This is a genomic window from Stieleria varia, from assembly GCF_038443385.1.
GTDB classification, from domain to species: Bacteria; Planctomycetota; Planctomycetia; order Pirellulales; family Pirellulaceae; genus Stieleria; species Stieleria varia.
In genome coordinates, this window is sequence record NZ_CP151726.1 from 6156030 (window position 1) to 6173230 (window position 17201).

The 17201-nt window shown below is 55.2% G+C and carries 14 protein-coding genes; 7 read left to right on the top strand and 7 right to left on the bottom strand.

What is annotated here, in order from left to right; translation table 11 throughout:
• The first annotated feature begins 12 nt into the window (after positions 1-12).
• From Pla52nx_RS20840 to Pla52nx_RS20850, 3 genes are all read left to right on the top strand, one after another.
• On the top strand, positions 13-744 hold the full coding sequence (locus Pla52nx_RS20840) for an RNA polymerase sigma factor (protein WP_146520841.1): 732 nt from the start codon (positions 13-15) through the stop codon (positions 742-744).
• 207 nt (positions 745-951) lie between these two features.
• The gene (locus Pla52nx_RS20845; RefSeq protein WP_146520840.1) at positions 952-2340 is read left to right on the top strand and encodes a serine hydrolase; all 1389 of its coding nucleotides are present in this window, start codon (positions 952-954) and stop codon (positions 2338-2340) included.
• 165 nt (positions 2341-2505) lie between these two features.
• Positions 2506-3066: a hypothetical protein gene (locus Pla52nx_RS20850; RefSeq protein ID WP_146520839.1), complete on the top strand. Its 561-nt coding sequence runs from the start codon at positions 2506-2508 to the stop codon at positions 3064-3066.
• A 237-nt stretch (positions 3067-3303) separates the two neighbouring features.
• Here Pla52nx_RS20850 and Pla52nx_RS20855 read toward each other — a convergent pair whose 3' ends face one another.
• Positions 3304-3774 carry a DUF3592 domain-containing protein gene (locus Pla52nx_RS20855; protein ID WP_146520838.1) on the bottom strand — a complete coding sequence of 157 codons (471 nt, stop codon included), beginning with the start codon at positions 3772-3774 and terminating at the stop codon, positions 3304-3306.
• Between the two features lie 1288 nt (positions 3775-5062).
• A complete protein-coding gene (locus Pla52nx_RS20860) occupies positions 5063-5287 on the bottom strand; it encodes a hypothetical protein (protein ID WP_146520837.1) in 225 nt (74 codons plus the stop codon).
• A gap of 806 nt (positions 5288-6093) precedes the next feature.
• Between Pla52nx_RS20860 and Pla52nx_RS20865 the strand changes: the two genes are divergently transcribed.
• Positions 6094-6894: a glycosyltransferase family 2 protein gene (locus Pla52nx_RS20865; protein WP_146520836.1), complete on the top strand. Its 801-nt coding sequence runs from the start codon at positions 6094-6096 to the stop codon at positions 6892-6894.
• Between the two features lie 31 nt (positions 6895-6925).
• On the opposite strand, the gene Pla52nx_RS20870 is transcribed toward Pla52nx_RS20865, so the two are convergent.
• The 3 genes from Pla52nx_RS20870 to Pla52nx_RS20880 all read right to left on the bottom strand — a co-directional run bounded on the left by Pla52nx_RS20870 (position 6926) and on the right by Pla52nx_RS20880 (position 11571).
• On the bottom strand, positions 6926-7903 hold the full coding sequence (locus Pla52nx_RS20870; RefSeq protein WP_197454699.1) for a CPBP family intramembrane glutamic endopeptidase: 978 nt from the start codon (positions 7901-7903) through the stop codon (positions 6926-6928).
• A 2-nt stretch (positions 7904-7905) separates the two neighbouring features.
• Positions 7906-8487, bottom strand: a complete 582-nt coding sequence (gene pgsA, locus Pla52nx_RS20875; protein WP_146520834.1) for a CDP-diacylglycerol--glycerol-3-phosphate 3-phosphatidyltransferase — start codon at positions 8485-8487, stop codon at positions 7906-7908.
• Positions 8488-8748: 261 nt separating this feature from the next.
• Entirely contained in the window at positions 8749-11571 is a 2823-nt protein-coding gene (locus Pla52nx_RS20880) for an FG-GAP-like repeat-containing protein (RefSeq protein WP_146520833.1), read from the bottom strand.
• Here Pla52nx_RS20880 and Pla52nx_RS20885 point away from each other — a divergent pair.
• A complete protein-coding gene (locus tag Pla52nx_RS20885; protein WP_231742066.1) occupies positions 11570-11743 on the top strand; it encodes a hypothetical protein in 174 nt (57 codons plus the stop codon). The genes Pla52nx_RS20880 and Pla52nx_RS20885 overlap by 2 nt on opposite strands.
• A gap of 334 nt (positions 11744-12077) precedes the next feature.
• Here the strand turns inward: Pla52nx_RS20885 and Pla52nx_RS20890 are convergent, their stop codons facing one another.
• A complete protein-coding gene (locus Pla52nx_RS20890) occupies positions 12078-12323 on the bottom strand; it encodes a hypothetical protein (protein ID WP_146520832.1) in 246 nt (81 codons plus the stop codon).
• A gap of 384 nt (positions 12324-12707) precedes the next feature.
• On the opposite strand from Pla52nx_RS20890, the gene rimO reads away from it, so the two are divergent.
• Both rimO and Pla52nx_RS20900 read left to right on the top strand, forming a co-directional pair.
• Positions 12708-14138 carry a 30S ribosomal protein S12 methylthiotransferase RimO gene (rimO, locus tag Pla52nx_RS20895; RefSeq protein ID WP_146520831.1) on the top strand — a complete coding sequence of 477 codons (1431 nt, stop codon included), beginning with the start codon at positions 12708-12710 and terminating at the stop codon, positions 14136-14138.
• Positions 14139-14180: 42 nt separating this feature from the next.
• Positions 14181-15764 carry a Ppx/GppA phosphatase family protein gene (locus Pla52nx_RS20900; RefSeq protein ID WP_146520830.1) on the top strand — a complete coding sequence of 528 codons (1584 nt, stop codon included), beginning with the start codon at positions 14181-14183 and terminating at the stop codon, positions 15762-15764.
• A 410-nt stretch (positions 15765-16174) separates the two neighbouring features.
• Here Pla52nx_RS20900 and Pla52nx_RS20905 read toward each other — a convergent pair whose 3' ends face one another.
• Positions 16175-17116: a nucleoside hydrolase gene (locus tag Pla52nx_RS20905; protein ID WP_146520829.1), complete on the bottom strand. Its 942-nt coding sequence runs from the start codon at positions 17114-17116 to the stop codon at positions 16175-16177.
• Positions 17117-17201: the final 85 nt, after the last annotated feature.

Below are 17201 nucleotides of genomic sequence, written 5' to 3' on the forward strand. Positions count from 1 at the left end.
TGATGTATACGCATGAACGACAAAGCCGACTCCCACCACAGGTTTCAAACGACACGCTGGAGCATGGTGCGAGGAGCGGCTTGCCAGTCAGGTTCCGATCAATCGAAACATGCATTGGCCGAACTGTGTGAGTTGTACTGGCCACCGCTGTACGCCTATCTGCGGCGATGTGGTTTGTCGCCTGCCGACAGCGAAGACATGGTACAAGGTTTTTTTGCGCGGTTGCTCGAGCGGGAAGACTTTGGTTCGTTGTCACCGGAGAAAGGACGCTTTCGATCTTTTCTTCTGGCGTCACTAAAGCACTTCCTCAGCAACGAGCGTGACCGAGCGAGAACGATCAAACGTGGCGGTAAGGCACGCACAATCTCGCTGGAATGCGACGAAGCCGAGCGAAATTTCACTCTCTACGCCGCTCAAAATGAAACGGCGGAAGTCGTTTTTGAGAGGCAATGGGCACTCACGATGCTCCATACGGCAAAGAACCGGCTGATCGAAGAACAGGGGGCGCAAGACCAGAAACTGAGTCATGCATTGATTGCTTACCTCACTCCGGATGCCAGTTTGCCAACCTACGCGGACGTCGCCAAGGAGTTCGCGGTATCGGAAGGCAGCGTCAAAATGGCGATCAGCCGCATGCGGAAGCGTTATCGTGAAATCCTGCGTTCGGAAATCGCGCAAACCGTGTCGTCACCCCAGGAGATCGAAGAAGAGCTGCAACATCTGATTTCTGCGTTGCAATCATGAAAAAGCTCTTCCCTATCATCCGTCTGGTCAACCGGCGAACCCATCATCCAGAGTTTCAAAATACAGAGGATTTCTCACATCTATGAAATCGAATGGGCAGTTCGCTGAATTGCCCTGGAGTAAGACTCCGCAAATCCGGAAACACTATGCTGCACGGTGTGACTGAAATCTTTCACAAGTAATCGTATCGAATTTAGAAAGACACGTATGAAACGAGAACGCATTTTCCTTTTTTTGATCGTCGTCCTCTGGATGCTGATTGAAACGTCGGCAAGGATGCTTGCGGAGGAACCGAAACTGACGCCGCAGACGCTTGATCGGCTTGCCGAACCCTATGTTGACGGTGGGATCGTTCAGGCGATGTCGGTGGGCGTGATCGATGGTGCGCGTACCTGGACACGGCACTATGGAAAATTGGGTAAAGACAATTCCATGCCACCGACCGACCAGACCGTCTACGAAATCGGGTCCATCACCAAAGTCTTCACCGGCGTGCTACTAGCTGACGCAGTGGTTCAAAAGCGACTGAGCTTGGATGATCCCTTAAGCAAGGTACTGCCCGAACTGGGCAAGCAAAACCCTGAGCTTGCCGAGCGAATCACGCTGCTCAACCTTTCGACGCACACCTCTGCATTGCCTCGATTGCCCGGCAATTGGATCCCCAAGGACTTCAATGATCCGTATGCCGACTACAACCGCTCTCAATTGGATCAATTTCTGGCCGGTTACCGACTGCTGCATACACCGGGAAAGTACCGAGAGTACTCCAATTTAGGTGTCGGCTTGTTGGGTGACATTCTGGTACGCAAAAGCGAACTTGAGTACGAAGCGTTGGTGCGTCAAACCATCTTTGAGCCATTGAAGATGTCTGACAGCCACTGCCTCGCAAACGCCGCAGCGGACGTTGCGCCCCCGCACAACGTTGCCAACGCTCCCGATCATCAATGGAGCTTCAACGTCCTGGCTCCCTGTGGAGCGATCCGCAGCAATACAGCCGACATGCTGAAGTTTGCTCAAGCGTGTTTGGTACCACCGGACAGCGATCTTGGAAAAGCGATCGATCTGGGCTGGAAACAACACTTGCCGGCAGACAAATCAGCGTTTGCGATGGGACTCGGTTGGCACATCGCACGAGATGGTGAAACTCGATGGCACAATGGTCAAACGGGCGGATATCACACCATGTTGATGGTCAATCGTAAGTTGAATGCAGCCGTGATTGTGATGTGCAACACGGCGACAGAGAAGATCGACGCGGTGGCAGAGCAAGCCATCCAAACGATTGCAGGGATGAAGGTAGAACCGATGTCCGTGCCAAAGACAGTGAAGGTATCGACCGATGCGATGAACGCGTTGGCGGGAAACTACCGGCTTAGTCCATTGGTCACCATCAGCGTGCGGGTCGACGACGACGTATTGCGGGTTCGCTTGACCGGCCAACCCGAGCTGCCGGTTTATCCATCAAGTGAAACGAATTGGGAGTACCGAGCCGTCAAAGCAACCCTTGTGTTTGAACTTGACGATAGTGGCAAAGCAAAATCACTGACGCTGCACCAAAACGGAATGAAGCTCCCTGCGCCGAGGATCTCCCCATAGCCTCATGAAGACATTCCACTCTCAATCTGACTGAATGGATGACGTAAAACGTACCGGAAAAATTGATTTCAAATCTACCTTATCTGGTGGCACGGGGATTGGGGACTAGCTCACAGCGTCCACGGAGTCCCGCGCCGCATTGATTTCTTATCCAAGTGAGTGACCGTGCCCACTAGCCAACACATCGCCCTTCGCCCGCTGATCCGCTACCTCGGTCTGCTCATACCGCTTCTTATTGGCGTGCCCTACGCAATCGGAACGCTGTACTTTGTCCTGAACCCTGACGTCGCGGTCAAGGAATGGCCCGGCGTTTTGATGTCAGTGTTCTTTGCGACCCTTGGACTGGTCAGTGGGTGGAGATGGTGGCGGATCGGTGCCGAGATCGGTCAAGACGAAATCGCAATGCGAGGCTTGCTTTTTAGTGTCTATGTTCCTATCGATGGCTTTGATCGAGTCAACAAGGTGTGGATAGAAACCAACCATCATGAGCAAGGAAAGGGCAAGACGTATCAGTATCGTTTCGTTGACGCTAATGAATCCGTCGTGGGAAAGATTCCCGCCAGCGTCGAAATGTGCGTTGATTTCCAGTCGTTTCTTTCGAAGCTGGAGCAAATCGCGGCAGGCAACCGAAAAACCTCAGCCGGTTCGTCAAGCCGGCAACTCTCCAGTAAACCAGTCGATGAGTGGACGATTCAAGACATTGAACGGTACGAACAGGAGAACTAATTGTGACAGGCCGCCTGAGCTTTGACTACGCTCAAAGTTCTCCGGTCGTGACTAGATCGCCCAGCGAAACGTCATCATCCAATAACTCGATCTGGCTCACTGCCGGCCGAGAGCTGAGCTTGGCCAATTGAGCGTTCACTACCATCTCCGATTTCACCTGAGCGTCAATGCATGATTTGATCTCGTGTGACCGCAAACCGTTTTCGCGACGATGCAATCAAGAACTCCATTGATGCCTCATTGTTTAGTCGTCGTGCCTCGATGACTCATCATCAGATCCCTGGACAGTCGAAAAGTTTCTCCTAGAAAACAGAAGAACAAGAATGCCGAGGCAGCCGGCCATCCCCAAAGGGAGATCCATCGATCCGCCAACACTTGATCCGTGCGAGTCGGATCGTAAAGGACATTGATCGTGTCGCCCACTTTGACTCGTGAAAAAGAAGCGTCGATCGTCGCTTGTCTTGACTGTCCATTGGCTGTCGGAAATTTCACGTGCCAGATGGGAGAATCCAAGTTGTCCGTTCCGACCTTTACTGTTTCGATCTTGGTAACGGTGGCTGTTGCCCTTTCACCACGGCTGACGAGAATCCATGAGTGATAGGTGGTGTAGATACAAGCACCTAACGAGATCGTTACCGTCAAAAAACAGGTAATGATTCGGTACCACCCAGGACGTCCCGGGGTCGTGTCTTGATCGGATAGTGACATCGCATTGAACCTCATTCGGTGTGTTGGCTAAAACTGGGCTGTTCAAAATTTGGAGTTGACTTGATGTTTCGGCGTTTTTCTTGGAGCCGTTTCTTGTCCACTGCCACCTCCCCCAAGGAACTTGGGGGAGGTCGAGCAGAGCCGTTTAGGCGAATGCGAGGGAGGGGGCATTGCGAGCCGGTTGGGCATTAGAGCACGGTTTGCCCAGCGTAGGCCCTCTTCCGGATCTTGCTTCGCTCGATCCGACCTCCCCCAGCTGCGGAGACTGCTGATTTAGTCGTGTTGCATTGTGACTGTGAGCCGATGGCGCTAGCCACGGGCCTCGAACGGTTCCGTCAACACCATTAGGCCCGCGGCTAGTGGCCTGTTGATTTAATCGAAATTGGGAACGCAAGGGTGAGCCGTGGGCCGTAAGGCACCGGGCAATGCGGTAGGCCCGGCCGCTTACGCGTCGCGGCTCACTAAATCAGCAGTCTCCTGCGCCGGGAGAGGTGACAGAAACTTGCGGAGCGCCACAGTGCTACAACCCCAAATCTTGAACAGCCCAGGCTAAAACTGGTTGCGGCATCACTATGGACGACGACCGGCAGCGTTTGGCCTAGCAAATGACGGCTTGATTCCATTGGGGTTTCTCAACAGCTCCAATGCTGCTTGTCGGGCTTCGTAGGACATCCGGCCGCCAGTCGACGTTCCGGCCTTTTGTTGGCCCAACGCTGGTTCCGTTGCGGCAGGCCGGTTAGTAGATGCGGTTGAACCAGGGCTGGAAAGTTGGTACGCGCCCCCAGATTGTGGAGCCGAACTCCAGTGCGTGTGAATTCCTTGAAAGCGGATTTCGCGAGACTTGGAGACCAAACCGACGTAGGTAAGACTTTTCCAAAAAGCGTGGTGGCGTATGAGCTCCTCGACCCCAGTGGCATGAAAATCGACTTGACCAAACACGGAGTACATCGCCGTCCCGTCACGCCACCGTTTGTTGCGAAGTTTCGCGAATCCCGAGCATAAGAAAATAAAACTGACCTCGACTTGCGTCATTCGCTGTATCCACGGAGGTCTCCGAAAGAAGTGCACATCATCCTGATGCGGTGACTTCGGTTCGATCTGCCAGCCCAATCGATTGGTTCTAGGCGCCAACATGAAAAACAAGAAGGTGCTTCGCGCAACTGAACACCAATGGTGTTGCGTTCGTGGAACGACGCAAAGATCGTGTACCGCCCAACACATGTCCCTCGCAGAGCGCATCCGGCGATGAATAGCAATGCTGCCTGCACTCCCAACTAAGAAATGCAGATCACGCCGACGTATCCGTCGATCCAAAGAAGAATGCTGTCGCGTCGTCTTCCCCATCGAGTCGACTGATTGCTTGCAGTCGCATCAGATCACCGAGCAAATGATCATCGGCTTGTTGCTCAGAGGGAATCTCCTTGATCACCTCTCGATGCGTTTCTTCATCTGCTGTTGATGCAGGTCTGGAATGCAACCTTCCAAGTCCGAATCCAACGCTTGCAATTCTCATTGCGTTTGCTCACCTTGCCGGGACAACCTTTCTGAAAAGCTCCGAGAAACGAATGGCACGTATCGGGTAAAAAAAAACCGCGGCCCGAATTTGAATCCTTCAAATTCAGACCGCGGTCTTGCCGCGACTTGCGCACTGGGCACTGCAATCCTTTGCTGTGTCAAGTCTCAAGCGTCATTGCGGCAAACGAAAATTGGGGAGTGACTTCCTTTGTCGCAAGCCCGGGGTAAGACTTGCTGGCAGAGTCCGTTTGGCCAACTCCCAATGTGACAATTGCGTCCTTGCTCAGGTCCGCGATGAGCCAATTCGTTCAGCTCATGCGAGGTCGGTTGATGATCGTTCCGTTGTGTGCCAGTGTGCTGCGTCAGGTCTCGATGCAGACTGGCGTGAACGATCCGTGTTGATCAGGAATGGCAGTCGGTGGTGTGATGATCCGAAGGGACTCGCAAGTCGTTGGTGACATAATTCTGAGCAAGACTCGGAACTCGCATGGGTCACGCACTCCGGTGATTTGAAAAGTTGTTTCAAAAGTAACACTCGTTGCAGCCGTTGTTGCTGGCGGCGATTTGTGTCACTCACGATGGGCCAGAATTTGGCGTTCTCGCTTAGCTGTGTCAACAACAAAGTTCGATTACTTTTTCATGTTCATTTCACCGATGACGTTTTTTTTCGCAAATCGTTTGGCAAAACGATTTAAAAAACTTTTCGTTTTTCAATTCGCGCACACCCATGCAACTGCATCTGGTAAAACGGTGCGTTCTTGAGGGTTCGAAATGAGCGACGAGGTAACTGTCAACGATTTCTAGATGTCCAACGCCGCACATTATTGGTCACGCGATTACGTCGCGCAAATGCAAGCTTTGCTGGGACCGGATGCTTGCCGAAAACTTGCGATCTACGAGTTGCCCGATTCGTTTTTGCTGTCCGTCATTGTCCCCGTCTACAACGAACGTGACACGGTCGCTGGTGTCGTTGAGCGGCTTGCATCCACTGGCATTCCCATGCAGGTCATTCTTGTCGATGACGGCAGTCAAGATGGCACAGGAGACGTCCTGGAGGGCTTGGCAGATGGACAAGGTGTCCTTGCTTGTCGTCATGAAAGGAATCTCGGTAAAGGTGCAGCGATCCGTACCGCGTTGGGTTCTGTGAAGGGTGACTTGGTGGTGATCCAAGACGCAGATCGTGAATATGATCCGTCGGACTTCCGTTACTTGATTCAACCGCTGCTATCAGGCGAAGCAGATGTCGCATATGGGACACGCTACGGCCACTACGACCGCCAGCTTTCTCCGTGGTGGCATCAAGCCGTCAACGGGCTGATCACTTGGCTGGCGAGCATCGCCATCGGCATCCGGCTGAGCGATGTCGAAACCTGCTACAAGATGGTTCCACGCGAGCATCTCGCCGCGATCGAGAGCGATCTGCGCGAGAACCGATTCGGCATTGAGATCGAATTGACCGCGCGTTTGGCGAGACGCGGGCTGCGGTTTACCGAACGACCGATTCGTTACCAGCACAGGTGGTATGGCGAAGGAAAAAAGATCGGCTGGAAAGACGGCGTGGGCGCCCTTTGGTGCATTCTGAAATACGGACTGCTGAGACGCTGAGTTGCTGCCGGCGATTGACCAGGTTTCGACGCTACAGGCCCGCGCTGATGCGGCTGAACTCGACGCAAAGCGTGGAAAGATTCAACACGAAATGAATCAGGATCGGGATCGCAAGCCGCCCCGTTTGGCGGTACACATAGCCGAGTCCGATCGAGAACACGAACAGCGGGATCGGCGCGGCACCTTGACCCAAATGCATCAACGCAAAGAAAACGCTCGAAGCAAGAATGGGTGCCCAGCTCGTGAAGATCATGACCGAGCGAGGTTTTGGATCCGAATGATTCGAGAGCATGCGATTTGCCAATGTCTGTAAGCCGCCTTGCAGGAGCATTCGGAACGCGAGTTCCTCGGCGACCGGCGTCACAATCACCGCGGAAACGAGCAGCAGTGCAAATGAGTCCCAGGTGGGGTCGCTTGCCATCGTATCGAGCAGCAGATGCCGATACGGGACCAGCCAGGAAACCAACGAACTGATCAGCAGCACAGGAGAAAGAATCCAGACGGCCGCAATCAACCCACGTCGAACATCAGCGAAGGTCACGCCCAAGCCGAAAGCCGACAAAGGTCGCCGATAGGAGGCTTGAAGCCAGACGAGCGTGAGCAAGATGGCAGAAAAACTGGCGAAGGTGTGAAGGACGATGGCGCGACGGTACTGATTTCGTTGCTTCGTCGAATCGACAGCGTGTTCGGATTGCTTTGCGAGGACTGCGTCGATTTCCGGTTTCGCCACTTGTTCCGCCGGAACACTTTGCCGCAACGAATTCGGCGACGGGGTGCCGGCAAACGCGTAGGCGGCAAGCACGTACGCGATGATGAAGCTGCCGATCATGATCAGAAAGTCCGACCACTCCCAAAAGGGTTTGGCCTCAGGGTCGGATTCGAGCAGTGGAGTTCGCCGACCGAGCGCAAACCATTTGACCGCCCAGAGTAGCCAGAGAACGACACCTGCAACGACACCGATCCAGACGAGGATGTTCAGTGTCCAGAAGACAAGCGTCGCAGGCTCCATGATCACTGGTCCGTTGAATCTTGGCTCATCACGCGAGCGGCAGCGATGCTGTAGTCGTACCCGGAGTAGATGGTCAGCGCAATCGATCCCCACAGCAGGACTTGGGTCACCACGATCAGCCATGCCGCTGGAGTCTCAACAATCAGTGTCAAGAGGACGGCAATGATCGCGGCGCACTGGAGGACCATTTTCCACTTGCCGAGCCAACTGGCGGAAAAGTCACCCCCGGCGCCCTCAATCATTCCTCGCAAACTGGTCACCAGCAGCTCGCGGCCGACCACCGCAGTTGCCATCCAAGCAGCAACGCCGCTGGATGCAACGCTGACCAATGAGATGAACGAGCCACAAATGATGATTTTGTCCACAAATGGGTCAAAAATGCGGCCGAACTTGGTCACTTGGCCGTATTTTCGGGCCCAGTAGCCATCCATCCAGTCCGTGGACGCAGCAACCACAAAAACAGTCAGGGCAGATTTGTAGTAGGTCAGCGGGATCAGAACCATGACGGCAATAGCCAGCCCGAACCGGACACTCGTCAGAGCGTTGGGAACGTTGTAGATCGAGACTGGTTTCGTCGCACTCATCACAGTACACATGATGATCACCGTCGGGAAGCGTGGAAAGGGGAGTAGGAATCTGAGCCCGGGCCCCCTATGGAGGTGACAACGTCTCCATCAACCAGAGCCCGCCGAACGTCGGACGCGGCGCGGCGGTACATCACGGTTCATAAATCAAAAGTCTGTCGCAATGTGTTCACCGACCCTGATTGAGGGGAGTTCAAGGCGAACGGTAGATAAATCTGCACCCGCCGTAGTGGACGAGGTCATTGTTCATCTGCCTCTCGCTCAGTGAGTTGAACCATGCTGCCTTAGCACGCTGGGTAGTGTTTCCCCTTCCACCAAAAGGTAGTCGAACCCACCCCGCATCTCGCCGATCGAGATGGGAGCAGCCCCCGGCCACTGCACCGTCACATCGGCAGCCGAAGGATGGCCCCCCAGACCGATGCTGATGACCCGTTCGTTGGCGCACTGATAGCCATCGCCCGCGGTCAATTGAGCAATACGACGCTGATTGCCCACGGTCGCTGTGATGGTGGTACCGATCGCATCTCGATGGACGCTACGTCCCTTGAGGAACAAACGGACGGAGGTGTGATCAGTGGGCGTACGATTGACCAATGCGGCAACGGGATCAAACAGATGCGTAACCACCGCGTCCTGTCGGCCATCGCCATCGATATCGGTCGTGACCAGGGCGCGACCGACGACTTGTTTGGAAAAGTATTCTCCGAGCGCAGAGTGATCGGGCTCGGACCACTGCCCGTATTGATCTCTGGCAAAGAACTGCGCCGACATTCTTAGTGGATGTCCGTTGTGCGAGAAATCGTCCACGTTTCCGTTGGCGACCAACAACTCTTGATTGCCGTCGTTGTCGGCATCTAGCCATTCGGTGCCGAAAGCCAGCATGGGGAGCGTCGGTTTGAGCAATCCCACTGATGACGTCTTATCGAACCAAGTCCCCGGTCGAATCTGCTGATACAGCGTGTTGTAGTCTGCGGTGAAATGGGTGACGTAGAGATCCAAGTCGCCATCGGCATCCGCGTCACCCAAGGCAATTCCCATGGAGGCTTGCGCGCGAGAACGGGCATCGACCGCGATGCCTCTCACCGTCGCTTGCTCAGAGAATGAAAACCCGTCGTCTCCATGCTGGGAAGACCAAAACTGGTTAGAGCTTTCATCATTGGCAACGTACAGATCCAGGCCGGGCGTCTCATCGATCTCTCCGATCACTAAGCCCAAGCCGTGCCCTGGCGACTGATTCACCAACCAAGTGTCAGAGACGTCTACAAACGTGCCGTCACCGACTCCCTGATACAAATGATCGGCCTCTGCAGGAAAGACCAGCGGGCTGCAACCACGTGGCTCGCCGACTTGGTCAGACATACAGTCTTGTGAATAAACCTCATCGCCACCGCAGTAGTTGATCTCGACGAGGTCACCGTGTCCGTCTCCGTTCAAATCTGCGATTGCCAGTGACGATGTCCAGCGTTCGCCGGCGATCCCCGACTCAGCGGTCACGTCGGTAAACGTACCGTCTCCATTGTTTCGGTACAGGCGGTTCTGCCCGATGTTTCCCGACAAGAGGTCTGGAAAGCCGTCTGAATTGAAATCGCCAACCGTTAATCCTTGTGTGAAACCTCGGTCATCCAACGAAGTAAACGGAGTTACGTTCTCAAAGTTGCCATCGAGATTGCGGTACAACTGATTTGCCCCCGAGTCTTGCTGCATCGGCTTCCCATCGACGATCGTCAGATAGATGTCCGGCCAACCATCCAGATCAAAATCCGTGACCGCAGCGCCGCCGGCGTTGGACTGATAGATCGCAAACGATGATTCCTTTGTGAGACTGGTCCTGCAGACATGATCCAGTCCACGCTGCTGGGCTTCGTCGGCAAACCGATACTCTGCGTTTGCAATCGTGTCCGATGAGGGCTCTCGCAAAGTGGGAGCGGGCGTTCCACGGTCATCGTCCCAGCGAAATTCAGCTAAGTCGGAGAGATCGAGTCGCAGAGTAAGCGTCTTCTCTGGCAGTTGCCACGGTGTCTCCGCCTGCAAGACGGTTCGCATTGCACGATGCGTTTCCTTGACCGCCGGATCCATTTTTTGCGTCATCGGAAACGACGCCCTGGCCCACGCTTCGGCCTCCCAGGGCCGACCCAACTGCTGCGCTGCGCGAGCGACCCGCAAGCAATCCTCTTGTGAGTTCTTTCTCCAGGATAAGAATCCTTCGACAGCCAAGTGCATCGCAGCTACGTCGGCCGCGCGTTGTGCAACCAGCTTTGCTTCCTCGGCGCGACCGATTTGACCGAGATTGGCTGCCAAGTGTGATAACGCTTCGCCGTGTGAGTCATCGATCTGTACGACTTTCCAAAACGCAGACGCTGCCATTTCGGGTGCATCTGAATTCTCCGCCCAGAATCCGGCTGCCATCCAATAGTTCGGCCAAGCATCGACGTCGTGAGGAGCCTGCTGTCGCCAAGTCAACAGTTCCGCGTTCAAGTTTTGCTGGGCCAATGCTCGTCCATAAAGAGCCCATGCTGGTGCAAAATCAGGATGCTTTGCCGTTACTTCGGCCAAATTCTCGGCGACCTTTTGCCATTTGCCTTCGTATGCGGGTGCGATCATCAACGCATACAAAGGGCGAAGATCCTCGGGTTGCTTCTCGATTGCAAAGCGACATGTGGCCTCGTCCGTCTGAGGTTTATTGAGGTCGGCCAACATGATCAACTCTTCCATACCGCCTTTGCCGCGACGCAGCAGCCAACGCAAGTGGTCCGAGACGGTTAGCGACATTCCTAGCGAAGCGATCAGTCCTGCATAGTCTGCTCGTGCCCGCGGGTTGTCTGGATACGCTTGGACTAACGCTCTCAATTGGTCCGCTGCCTGATAGACGCGACCTGTGTTCATCAACAACCGCGCGTATTTGTCCATCAAAGCCGCCGAAGCAGGCTTCGATAAATCCACTGCGGACCGATAATACTCGATCGCTTCATCCGCCTCGCCAAAGTGCACGGCGAGGTCACCCGCAAGTTCCAATACATCAGGATCGTTAGGGTCCAGGATCATTTGCTGATGGACCGCATGTTTGGCCTGGACGACCTTGCCCATGTTCAACAAACGATGGATCTCGGCCTTGGAAACGGCCTGCTTGGCTGCATCGCTCGTCCCGTCCACAGTCGTCGGCGTTGATACGGATGACGAATCGGACCGAGATCCACAGCCCAACACGACAATCCCCGCAATCAAGATGACGCAGCAAAGACTCGGTCTGTTCTCATAACGTCGTAGGAACGCCTCACATCCACTTCGCCTGTCGCCCCCACCACTCGCGGTGGCCCAGTGAGCCGCGGGATGCGTATTCGCCGAAGGACACTTCGGCGTTCGTTTCGAGAGTAGGTCTTGTTCCACCCCGCTGATTGTATCTTATGGTGTGGCACGACACCATCGAATTGCCGGTCACAGATTCTTGCTTGCAACGGTTTCGTGTGACATGGCAATCAAAATCGCATGGAAAGCCTGTCCATCAAGCGATCTGGTGTGCAGCGTGTCAGCCTGGAAAGTCTGTCGTACACGCTGGCAGGCATGCGGCCCCGGGTGTCGTCCACGCGGCTCTTTCAATGCCAACCTTGGTCACCAAAGTCACCGCCATTGGCAAAGAACCGATCTACCCCGTGGAATCCGCACAGTAGGTCCGGGATCTGGTCGTCATCCACGGTGGCGCCCATGATTTGAACCGGTACTTGACCCGGTCGACTGGCCCCAACGCCGTCTTTGGCCCCCACGCCGTCACTTGAATCGCTGGCTCTGTTCGCCCGGTGTTGCCCCAGTGAGCCCAAGAATCGCAACAAATTCATGGACATCGCGCGTTGCCCCGTTTGTGTATTGAGAAAGTAATGAAAAGGTTTACCTCATCACCCGAAAGAGTTACACCTGGCTGAATGGCGATGCACTCGTCTCCCAATAACCGGCCGGACCAAAATATAGCCATTGCTAACGATGCGGAGATTGCCCGAATGCTCCGATTGGTGGATGGATGTCAACCGTTACAATTCGCAGCGTCGATGCGATACGTGAACAATCCCCATGAAATCGACCAGACTCATAGGCGATATCCGGGGCGCTGAATCCCGTCATCGCCTGCCGTCCAATGGCCCTTGCTCACCTCACCTAATCTTCCGTTTGCGGATTTTCGTGCGGCGCGTTCCAATGCTGGGCGACCACGTTCTATTTGGCAGAAACAAAACATGCAACTTCCCGTCGTTGACGCTCAATCGCCCGCATCCCCTAAGCCCGGCAGCTCAGCCACCCCCCCAGGGTCCGCAAGGGGGCAGTACGCCGTTGTCTCGCTTGGGTGTCCCAAGAACCTAGTGGACACGGAGCAAATGCTGGGACGTCTGGACCAAGACGGCTATCGCATGGTGTCCGATGTCGAGTCCGCTGATTTTGTCGTCGTCAACACGTGCGGCTTCATCGACTCCGCGCGAGAAGAATCGCTCGGCGCGATCGACGAGATGCTGGAGCTGAAACGCCAGGGCAAGATCCGTGGCGTCGTCGTCACCGGATGTTTGGCCGAGCGACAGCAGGGCAAATTGTTGGCGGCACGTCCTGAGATCGACGCGATGGTCGGCGTCTTTGGTCGCAATGATATTGTGTCGGTGGTGGACCGATTCCAATCCGGGATCACGGAACAGCAACAAGTGTTCCGCCCGGCGCCGATCCGACCGCTCAGCGATGCGGTGCGAACCGCGGTCACTCCGAGACATTTTGCCTACCTGAAAATCAGTGAAGGATGTGACCGACTGTGTACGTTTTGCGCAATCCCCAAAATGCGAGGCAAGCACTACAGCAAGCCGATCGAGCAAGTGGTCGACGAAGCCAAACGGTTGGGCGAGAGCGGTGTACGCGAAATCGTCGTCGTTGCCCAGGACACGACTTACTATGGCAAGGATCTGTACGGCCAACCGCGTCTGAGTGATCTGTTGTTGCAGCTTGACCAGATCGAAACGGTTGATTGGATCCGTTTGATGTATTTTTATCCGATGTACATCGATGACAAACTGATCGATACGCTGGCCGGTGCACAACGTATTGTGCCTTACATCGATATGCCGTTGCAGCACGCCAGCGATACCATGTTGAAACGGATGTCTCGAAAGACCACGCGTTCATCACAGGAGGAAATCCTGGGACGGCTTCGAGAGCGGATCGACTCGCTTGTCATGCGAACGACGATGATCACGGGATTCCCCGGCGAAACCGACGATGATTTTCAGCAATTGCTTGAGTTCACCCAGCAACAACGCTTCGAACACTTGGGCGTGTTCACGTATAGTGTGGAAGACGACACGCCGGCGGCGAAGTTGCCCGACCGAGTTCCACCAGAGATCGCGCAAGAGCGAATGGGCGAGTTGATGGCCGTCCAACAGGAGATCGCATTTGATTGGGCGGAGAGCAGAGTCGGCACCGTCGATGACGTGATCATCGACGCACCGCTGCCCGAGCAAGACGGCGTGTGGATCGGACGGACGCGAGCGGAAGCGCCGGACATCGATGGCGTCGTTTACGTTTCGGGTGTTGACCCCGACGAACCATTAACGGTCGGCAGCATCGTTCCCTGCGAGATCGTTACGGCCAACGGATACGATTTGGTCGCCGCGCCACTTTCTGATTCGTGAACTGTCTGATTCGTGAAACAACATCTCTGCTGATATCCGCTAATGCCGCAACGTTCGCCACGAACCAGTGCCCCCGCTGTTCACCGACCGCCAAGACCCGTCGCCGTGATCGACATCGGTGCTTCGGCGATCCGGATGGCCATTGCCGAGATCCGCGACGCGGGAGAAGTCCGTACGTTGGACACACTGGTTCAACCGGTGAGTCTGGGGCGTGAAGCGTTTGAAACACGCCGCTTGTCACGAAAAAACATCGAACGTGCAGCGGAAATCCTAAAGCAGTACCAGCGCGTGCTGCGTGAATATGGGATCACCGATCCAGCCAACGTCCGCGTCGTTGCCACCTCCGCCGTGCGCGAAGCGGCGAATCGACTAGCGTTCACCGACAGGATCTTTGTCGTCACGGGGCTGAGCGTCGAGCCGATCGACGAAGCCGAAGTGAATCGCATCACTTACATGGGCATTACACCGCAACTGCGAGCCCACAACATCTTGGACAACGGACGCACGGTGGTATTGGAAGTCGGCGGGGGCAGCACAGAACTGCTGGTCGTGCGAAGCGGAAACGTGCTCAGCAGCGATTCCTACCGTCTCGGCTCGTTGAGAATGCTGAAGACCCTGGAGACGGCGCGCACGGGAGCCGTCCGGCGACGTCCGATCTTAGAAAATCACATCCGCCGCGCATTGACGCTCGTTTCCGAAGCGGTCAGCAGCGATGGCGGGCTGAACATGGTGGCGATCGGCGGCGACATCCGCATCGCCACCCGATTGTTGCTGGGCGATGACTGGGAAGGAGGCGAGTTGGCGGAGATCGATGTCAAAGCACTTTCCAAGCTGACCGATGAAATCGTTGTGCTCGACGATGACACCATCGTCAAACGCTACGGAGTCAGCTTCATCGAAGCCGAGACGCTCGGACCAGCGTTGCTTTCTTACAGCATGTTGGCAAACCACTTCGGATTGAAGAAAATATTCGTCAGCGATACCAACCTGCGAGATGGTTTGCTGCATGACATGGCCGTCGGTGGCAGTTGGACGGCTGAGTTTCGCAACCAAATCGTGCGTTCTGCGTTATCATTGGGGCGTAAGTTTCATTTCGACGAGATGCACACTCGAAATGTCGCCGAGTTGTCCCGCAAATTGTTTGATCAACTGCATTCGGCCCATCAATTGGACAGCCGTCACGAAGTCCTCTTGTACGTCGCCGCACTGCTGCACGAGATTGGCACGCTGATCAATGTGCGTAGTCATCACAAGCACGCGTTGTACATCATCAAGAACAGCGAACTGTTTGGACTCTCCAAAGGCGAACTGTTGCAAGTCGGCTTGGTGGCGCGTTACTATCGCCGCGCCGCGCCGCAGCCATCACACGTGGACTACATGTCGCTCTCGCGTGACGAACGAGTCGTGGTCTCAAAATTGGCCGCAATCCTGCGAATCGCATCGGCATTGGACGACACCCGCAGCGGCCGAATCCGCGAGATCGAGTGTGTCCGTGAAGGAGACCGGTTGGTGATCAACGTTCCTGGCGTTTCAGACGTATCGCTGGAGCGAATCGCCTTGCAACAAAAATCGTCCTTGTTCCGCGACATCTACGGCATGTCCGTCCTCCTCCGCGCCGGCAACTGAGCACGTCAGTCTTTCCAGGCGGACATGCCCACACGTACGTCAGCCTTTCCAGGCTGACACGGAATCCAGTTTCGCAATTTTAGGGGGGGGTAACAGTTGCGAAGCACGGCACAAGGCGTCTGGCTTGTGTTTGGGCGGATGGTGGTGTTCGTTTTCGACTTGGAAGGTCGAACGACAATCGTCGCTCGACTTTCCAAGTCGATAGCGTGCCCTGTCAAGCGTTTTGCCATTCCCAACCATTGACTTGAGCAGACAAGCCCCCTCCCTCGCATTCGCCTAAACGGCTCATAAAAAAACGCCGAAACATCAAGTCAACGCCAAGTTTTGAGCAGCCCGGGCGAACCCCAGATTCAAGACAGGATGTCAGTCTAGAAAGACTGACGTACTAGAAAGACTGACGTACTTGGTGGCTAACTTTCTTGTCCTGCGTATCGCAGGGCCCGCACGATGGCTGCCTTGGCGGTCACTTCATCTACCCCGCAAGCGACTTCCATGTTGCGCTGCCACTGAGGTCGCAAACGTTGATCAAAGACGGTCATGCCGCGTGTTAACTCACCGCTCGTCTCGACCTTGCCCGCCATTTCCTGCCATTGAAACAGCTCCGGCTCCGTCACCGACAATAACGCCGTCGCGTCATGAAAGGGAATCAGTTCGCGGCCTAATTTCTGGTGCGCCGTGCGAAACGCAAACGACAGCATCTTGTGCAACAATTGGCCCGCACGTGTGTACTTGGCCGGCAATTGCTCCAAGATCTCGAGCCCAAAGGAGACTTGATCGGTCACGTCCAGCGGCATCAAGCTTTTGGTGGTGGGCGACGCAAAGACTGCGTTGGCCGATGCTGCGTCAAAATACATGTTGCGTTCCGCAACCGCAGTTGCATTTCCCGGGCTGGTGACTGCCCCTCCGCTGATCACGATCTTGTCGATCATTCTCATCACACCCGGATCGCGCTCGCACAATCTCGCCAAATTGGTCAACGGCCCCAGGCAAACCAGGGTGATTTCGCCGGGATACTTGCGCAGCAGCTCCGCGATGACTTTTTCGCTCGGCGTGGAATGTTGGCGATCGGTGGTTTCCAGGCAGCAGCCGGCCAAGCCGTCTGGACCGTTGAGATGAATGTCGTCTGAAATCGCCACCCGATCCGACTCGGTTGCTTTGCCGAATCGAGGATAACGCGGCGGGTCCAAAGCTCCGACGATCGACGCCACATTGGACGTCGCCTGATCGGCGGCGACGGTCCCGGCGGTCGCCGTGATCGCTAGGACTTCCAGACGCGGGTCAAACAACGCCATGCAGAGTGCGACCGCGTCGTCGATCCCGGGGTCGCAATCGAGGATGATTTTTCTTGTCATAATCCAAAGTGTATTAACCTTGGCGTCGCAAAACGAGACCGATGCGTTAAGTTATTGGCACATTCTGACCCCATTTTTTCGCCGA

Excerpts from the sequence above, each read along its gene's own strand:
- Pla52nx_RS20905 (WP_146520829.1), bottom strand. The coding sequence starts at position 17,116 with ATGACAAGAAAAATCATCCTCGATTGCGACCCCGGGATCGACGACGCG.
- Pla52nx_RS20885 (WP_231742066.1), top strand. The coding sequence starts at position 11,570 with ATGTTCAACAAACGATGGATCTCGGCCTTGGAAACGGCCTGCTTGGCT.
- Pla52nx_RS20880 (WP_146520833.1), bottom strand. The coding sequence starts at position 11,571 with ATGGGCAAGGTCGTCCAGGCCAAACATGCGGTCCATCAGCAAATGATC.
- Pla52nx_RS20845 (WP_146520840.1), top strand. The coding sequence starts at position 952 with ATGAAACGAGAACGCATTTTCCTTTTTTTGATCGTCGTCCTCTGGATG.
- Pla52nx_RS20890 (WP_146520832.1), bottom strand. The coding sequence starts at position 12,323 with ATGTCCATGAATTTGTTGCGATTCTTGGGCTCACTGGGGCAACACCGG.
- rimO (WP_146520831.1), top strand. The coding sequence starts at position 12,708 with ATGCAACTTCCCGTCGTTGACGCTCAATCGCCCGCATCCCCTAAGCCC.
- Pla52nx_RS20900 (WP_146520830.1), top strand. The coding sequence starts at position 14,181 with ATGCCGCAACGTTCGCCACGAACCAGTGCCCCCGCTGTTCACCGACCG.
- Pla52nx_RS20855 (WP_146520838.1), bottom strand. The coding sequence starts at position 3,774 with ATGTCACTATCCGATCAAGACACGACCCCGGGACGTCCTGGGTGGTAC.
- Pla52nx_RS20870 (WP_197454699.1), bottom strand. The coding sequence starts at position 7,903 with ATGGAGCCTGCGACGCTTGTCTTCTGGACACTGAACATCCTCGTCTGG.
- pgsA (WP_146520834.1), bottom strand. The coding sequence starts at position 8,487 with ATGAGTGCGACGAAACCAGTCTCGATCTACAACGTTCCCAACGCTCTG.
- Pla52nx_RS20860 (WP_146520837.1), bottom strand. The coding sequence starts at position 5,287 with ATGAGAATTGCAAGCGTTGGATTCGGACTTGGAAGGTTGCATTCCAGA.
- Pla52nx_RS20840 (WP_146520841.1), top strand. The coding sequence starts at position 13 with ATGAACGACAAAGCCGACTCCCACCACAGGTTTCAAACGACACGCTGG.
- Pla52nx_RS20865 (WP_146520836.1), top strand. The coding sequence starts at position 6,094 with ATGTCCAACGCCGCACATTATTGGTCACGCGATTACGTCGCGCAAATG.